We start from the raw sequence: 5,502 nt of genomic DNA on the forward strand, positions 1-5,502 counted from the left end.
GAATCAGTGTCATCAGTGTCATCCATTTAATCAGTGTTCGGAGTTAAGAATAATACCAATTACCTATTCCCAATTCCCTATTCCCAATTACCTATTCCTAAATTATGCAACACAAGCCTTAAAATCTTCCCTTAACTTCGCTTCATCAAGATTGCGTCCGATGAATACAAGTTGATTTTTGCGGGTTTCGTTTTCCTTCCAAGGACGGTCTGCTCTACCATCTAATAACATATGCACACCTTGAAATACAAAGCGGTTTTCATCTCCAGAAATATTTAAAATTCCTTTGGTGCGGAATATATCGGGACCTTGAGTTTGCAGTAAATTGCCCAACCATTGATCCAACTTATCACCATCAAGCGCACCTTCTGCTTCTAATGCAACTGAATAAACGCTTTCATCGTGTTGATGAGCGTCTTCACCCAAAAAATCGGGGTCGATTTCTAAAGCACGATTCAAGTCAAAGGCTTTTACACCTAATAATGCATCCATTTCCAACTTTGCATCTTGGGTACGATAAACTTTTGCGATCGCGTTCATTCCCCGAATCCGATTTTCCAATTCTTCTAACTGTTCGGTTGTAACCAAATCTGTTTTGTTAATCAAAATTACGTCAGCGAAGGCAATTTGTTCTTGCGCTTCTTCCGCATCCCAATGTTGCCAAATGTGCTTGGCATCAACTACAGTTACTACAGCGTCAAGTAACAATTGTTCGCGCATATCCTCATCTACGAAGAATGTTTGAATCACCGGAGCGGGGTCAGCCAAACCAGTAGTTTCAATCACCAAATGGTCAAATTTATCGCGACGCTTCATTAAATTACCGATAATTCGCATCAAATCACCGCGAACGGTACAGCAAATACAGCCGTTGTTCATCTCGAAAATTTCTTCATCAGTATCAATCACCAACTGATTATCAATACCCACTTCCCCAAACTCATTGACAATCACCGCAACCTTCTTACCATGTTCGTAAGTAAGAATACGATTTAATAAAGTTGTTTTTCCCGCTCCCAAATACCCAGTTAAAACGGTTACTGGGATTACGCTTGCTGTATTAACCATATATATCCTAAATGTTTGACACAAATAATATACAAAAAAAATTCGGTGTTGCTCTCAATTATGTATAACAATTTCTAATTACATTACCAAGAGAGGTAGCATTGGTACGTTTATACATTAATTCTTTTAATAGTCAATTCTCAATCAATTAAATCAGTACAAATTCCAAAAAGTTTGAAAATCAATTATCAACGAAATCGCGGGATTCCCCATCCTCAACGGAGCGACGCAGGAGCGGAGTAGGGTGGGGAGGGATAGCGGTTAATAAAAACAGATCGACCAACCTGGAGGGGGTTTGGTGGAGAATCCCCCAATATCTTGGTTTTCCCAACCTATCGACTTACAGCAGTTGCTAAAAAAGGTAAAATCGCTTCAACGATCGCATCCGCGTATTCCTCGTGCATCCCCAAGGAACCGGGAAGCAACACGCTCTCTACCCTCGGTAAAGCAGCGATCGCTTCCATTTCCCGTCGCGATGATTTAGGAGAAGATTCGGCGATCGCGACCATAATCGGTATTGATATTCCCCGAATTAATCCCAATACATCATTTCTATTTTTCGCAAGGTCAAGATTACCAGTCACAAAAGCCGCAGGAGCAAATCTTCCTCCTGGTTGCTGGGTACTTTCCCATTTATCTTGAATAAAATCCGGAGTTAGTTTTTCCGCATTAACATAAACGTGACGACGATACATGAACTTTAAAAATGACGGTAAGGTGTTGAGTTTGTAAAGGATTTGACCCAAAATGGGCAATCTAACTATTTCCTTTAACAAAGTCCGTACCACCCCATTTACCCCCATCACCGCAAAAGGACCCTGCCAAGTCGGCGCTACTAACACTATCCGTGAAAATACGGTGGGATACTTGCTTGCCAACCACAAAACATAAGGCGCACTATGACCGGCAGCTATTACAGCAACAGGCTTTCTGTCAAAAGCAGTCAATACAAAATCTTCAATAAAATCTCGGTATAAAGCGGGACTATAATTAACATTTGGTCGTCCAGAATCTCCAAAGCCGGGAAAATCAACAGCGATCGCTCTATATTTAGTCGCAAGTCGTTTAGCAATTCCGCTCATTTCCGAACGTGTGGAAACAGTACTAAATGCAGGAAGCAATAATACGGGAGAACCTTGACCTAAAGATTCATAAACAATCCGAAAATCTTGATCTTCCCTATTCCATAAAAATTGTTCTGCTACTCCACCAATCCGCACGGGAGTAGAGGTAGAAATTTCTGTTTTCATTCAAATAAATCCCCTTGAGCAGGTTAAAGGTTAAAGGTTAAAGGTAAGTAAAATTTATTCTAATGTTGGTTGTAGTTTAATTAGATGCGGATTCTTGAGATTCTAAAGCCTTTTTTTGCATAGTCTTAAAAATATTATAGAAACCATTAGCGCGGGAAGGAGTTAAGCTGACATTCAAACCAGTTTCTTGAATAAAATCTGGAGTTAGTTGCACAATTTCGGTGGGTGTGGAACCATTTAAACCTTCAATTAACAGCGCAACTAAGCCTTTAGTTAGTTGAGAATCCGAATCACCTTGAAAAATTACTTTGTCATCATCTAAAGAAGCGGTAATAAAAACTTGAGAAACACAACCGGGAACCTTGTTTTCGGGTGTTTTTTCAGATGCTGGAAACTCAGAGAGCTTTTGAGCGTACCAAATTAACTGTTCGTAGCGTCGTTTAGGTTCACTTGCACGTTTGAAGCGTTGGACAATTTTAGCAAGAGCGGGTGGTAAATCTGAAGAAGACATTTTGTAAAAAAATTATAAAGCCGATTATTTCGAGTGTAGATTATTTAAGAGTTATTAGAACAATAAAAAAAGTAGAAGTCATATTGTCAAATACTTCTACCTTTTGGTTGTTCTGGTTCCCAGGCTGACCCTGTAAACTAGCTATGGAGGCTCTATCTCCGATTATTATAATTTTCACAAGATGCTAACAAAGCTAACTCGAATAAAACATCCTGTTACTGATGATAATTAATTAACTCCCATAGGAGGCAAACCGCGCATTTGACGCATAGCATTCAAGCAAGATGGACAATCGCAACCGAACAAAGCAATAGCAGCATCGCTTTCTTCATCGGTAAATTCCAATTCGGGTAATTCGTTAGGACTCAAACTTTTTTGTCTATTTAAACGAGTACAACCCAAGCTTGGAGTTGCTAGAGCTACAGTACTTTGTCGTCCGCAGGAAAATTTGCTGCGAGTAGAATCAATCTCACGAGCGCTAGCTGGTTCGGTAAAAACCGCCATTGACACTATAGAGGAAAATAAAACAGGGCTGGAGAGTAAGGTAAGGAAGAATCTTTTGTTCATTTATCTGATAATTATTGTAGTTAACATACGGCTTTAATTTTTTCACGTTTACCAGTAGTTGCTCAGTAAATTTTATACAATGCTACCGATATTTACTAGATAATGTGAAAATAGCTGTTTGGTAAATTGAGGTCATCACCTTTATAACTGCTTCTTCACCCTAAATAACCAATTAGCGGCGATCGCCAACATTGGAACTCAGATTATATCAATCTGCTGCACAACCAATGATCATAAAAGATGAGTAGAAGTTGATCGCAATATTAAGGCATCGACTACTAAAAAATTAGTCAAGTTCCCTACCGATTGGGGGAAGGGATGGGGAGATGGGAAGATGGGGAGAGATAATTTTAATGAATGCATTCAATTTACTGATCCGACGCGGGTAATTGCGAATTGCGAATTGTTCTACAATTCGTTTGTTGATTTAAAAGTAAAAATATGGCTAATCAAGGACTGATTCCAGTTGTTGTTAATGGTGCTGCGGGAAAAATGGGTCGGGAGGTAATCAAGGCTGTGTCGGAAGCCCCGGATATGGATTTAGTGGGTGCGATTGATACTAGTCCCGAACATCAGGACAAGGATGCGGGAGAGTTGGCTGGTTTGAGCGAACCTCTGGAAGTTCCGATTACCAATCAAATGGAACCGATGCTGGCTTATGCTGCCCAAAATAAGCAACCTGGGGTTGTAGTTGATTTTACACATCCAGATTCAGTGTATGACAATATTCGCAGTGCGATCGCCTATGGGGTGCGTCCTGTGGTGGGAACTACTGGATTAAGTCCGGAGCAACTTCGAGATTTGGCAGATTTTGCCGATAAAGCTTCTACTGGATGCTTAATTATTCCTAATTTCTCAATTGGAATGGTACTGCTCCAACAAGCTGCGGTTACTGCATCGCAGTATTTTGACCATGTGGAAATTATCGAACTGCATCACAATCAAAAAGCCGATGCACCAAGCGGTACCGCAATCAAAACCGCTCAAATGCTGGGAGAATTAGGAAAAACTTATAACCAAGCTATAGTAAAGGAAACCGAGAAAATAGCGGGAGCGCGGGGGAGTCAAGCCGATGAAGGAATCAGAATTCATAGCATTCGCTTACCAGGGTTAATTGCTCATCAAGAAGTTATTTTCGGCGCACCCGGTCAAGTTTATACATTACGACACGATACCAGCGATCGAACTTGTTATATGCCAGGAGTATTACTCGCAATTCGCAAAGTTCTTCAGTTAAAGTCGTTAGTATATGGATTAGAAAAGATTCTTTAATCTAAAATCTATTGACACAAAAGCGTCTTCCCGTCTTTGTAATCCAAAATCCAAAATCTAAAATCCAAAATCTAAAATGCTTGTCCCACTGACACGCGAGAAGTTTGAACAATTAGTTCCCCTAATCGCAACTGGTTCTCAGTATAAATACTATTGGGGGAAATTTTCCGATTTTTTGCAACGACTATTAATATCTGTAGTTATTGCAGCGGTTATTTTACTGTTAAAGGTAATTTTTCGGCTTAATTTAGGTCCGATAGTATTTTGTTTCGGACTTATAGGAGCTTTTTATTGGTTATGGGGTCCTGTATTATGGGCTAGCTTGCGAAACGTAAAATGTCGTCGTTACAAGTACGGTGGTTTTTTTCGGGGTAGAGTGTTGGACTGGTGGATTACAGAAGAATTGCTTGGTAAGCAAGAAACAGTCAACAACAGAGGTGATTTAGTAATTGTCGAAAATCGGGAAAAACGGCTCAACTTGGAAGTCGGAGACGAAACCGGATTTACAGCTTTACTCAAAGCACCCTTAAAAGTTTCTCATAAAATGCTTAATCGCGGACAGGTAGCGGAAATGCTCGTCATGTCCAACTATTCCGATTTAGGTAGAATCGAACAAATAACCGACATCTATATTCCCAGTCGCAACTTATGGGTAAGCGATTATCCTTTCTTACGTCACGAGTACTTTAACGAAGTAAGTCGTCGCATCACCGATGATAGAGGTAATCGAGAAAGACCCCGCGATCGCGATCGTCGTCCACCCCAACCAAGAAGCAGAGAAATTGAATACTACGACGATGAAGAATGGGAATAAAAGTGAGGAGTGAGGAGTGA

Annotated in this window: 6 protein-coding genes; 2 read left to right on the forward strand and 4 right to left on the reverse strand. The window is 40.3% G+C overall.

Going from position 1 to position 5,502, the window contains the following annotated elements; translation table 11 throughout:
• Nucleotides 1–102 precede the first annotated feature (102 nt).
• The 4 genes from VB797_RS23015 to VB797_RS23030 all read right to left on the reverse strand — a co-directional run bounded on the left by VB797_RS23015 (nt 103) and on the right by VB797_RS23030 (nt 3,333).
• Nucleotides 103–1,068, reverse strand: coding sequence for a GTP-binding protein (locus tag VB797_RS23015; protein ID WP_323240069.1), 966 nt, complete (start codon nt 1,066–1,068; stop codon nt 103–105).
• A 332-nt stretch (nt 1,069–1,400) separates the two neighbouring features.
• The gene (locus VB797_RS23020; protein WP_323240070.1) at nt 1,401–2,318 is read right to left on the reverse strand and encodes an alpha/beta hydrolase; all 918 of its coding nucleotides are present in this window, start codon (nt 2,316–2,318) and stop codon (nt 1,401–1,403) included.
• Between the two features lie 76 nt (nt 2,319–2,394).
• A complete protein-coding gene (locus tag VB797_RS23025) occupies nt 2,395–2,829 on the reverse strand; it encodes a SufE family protein (protein ID WP_323240071.1) in 435 nt (144 codons plus the stop codon).
• A 228-nt stretch (nt 2,830–3,057) separates the two neighbouring features.
• The gene (locus VB797_RS23030; RefSeq protein ID WP_323240072.1) at nt 3,058–3,333 is read right to left on the reverse strand and encodes a hypothetical protein; all 276 of its coding nucleotides are present in this window, start codon (nt 3,331–3,333) and stop codon (nt 3,058–3,060) included.
• 504 nt (nt 3,334–3,837) lie between these two features.
• Here VB797_RS23030 and dapB point away from each other — a divergent pair.
• Both dapB and VB797_RS23040 read left to right on the forward strand, forming a co-directional pair.
• Nucleotides 3,838–4,668: a 4-hydroxy-tetrahydrodipicolinate reductase gene (gene dapB / locus VB797_RS23035; protein ID WP_323240073.1), complete on the forward strand. Its 831-nt coding sequence runs from the start codon at nt 3,838–3,840 to the stop codon at nt 4,666–4,668.
• A gap of 76 nt (nt 4,669–4,744) precedes the next feature.
• Nucleotides 4,745–5,482, forward strand: a complete 738-nt coding sequence (locus VB797_RS23040) for a phosphate ABC transporter permease (RefSeq protein WP_323240074.1) — start codon at nt 4,745–4,747, stop codon at nt 5,480–5,482.
• The last annotated feature ends 20 nt before the right edge of the window (nt 5,483–5,502 follow it).

The organism is Rivularia sp. UHCC 0363 (assembly GCF_034931125.1).
In the GTDB taxonomy this organism is placed as follows: Bacteria; Cyanobacteriota; Cyanobacteriia; order Cyanobacteriales; family Nostocaceae; genus Rivularia.

Coding starts and splice junctions, on each gene's coding strand:
- VB797_RS23020 (WP_323240070.1), bottom strand. CDS start 2,318: ATGAAAACAGAAATTTCTACCTCTACTCCCGTGCGGATTGGTGGAGTA.
- VB797_RS23030 (WP_323240072.1), bottom strand. CDS start 3,333: ATGGCGGTTTTTACCGAACCAGCTAGCGCTCGTGAGATTGATTCTACT.
- dapB (WP_323240073.1), top strand. CDS start 3,838: ATGGCTAATCAAGGACTGATTCCAGTTGTTGTTAATGGTGCTGCGGGA.
- VB797_RS23025 (WP_323240071.1), bottom strand. CDS start 2,829: ATGTCTTCTTCAGATTTACCACCCGCTCTTGCTAAAATTGTCCAACGC.
- VB797_RS23015 (WP_323240069.1), bottom strand. CDS start 1,068: ATGGTTAATACAGCAAGCGTAATCCCAGTAACCGTTTTAACTGGGTAT.
- VB797_RS23040 (WP_323240074.1), top strand. CDS start 4,745: ATGCTTGTCCCACTGACACGCGAGAAGTTTGAACAATTAGTTCCCCTA.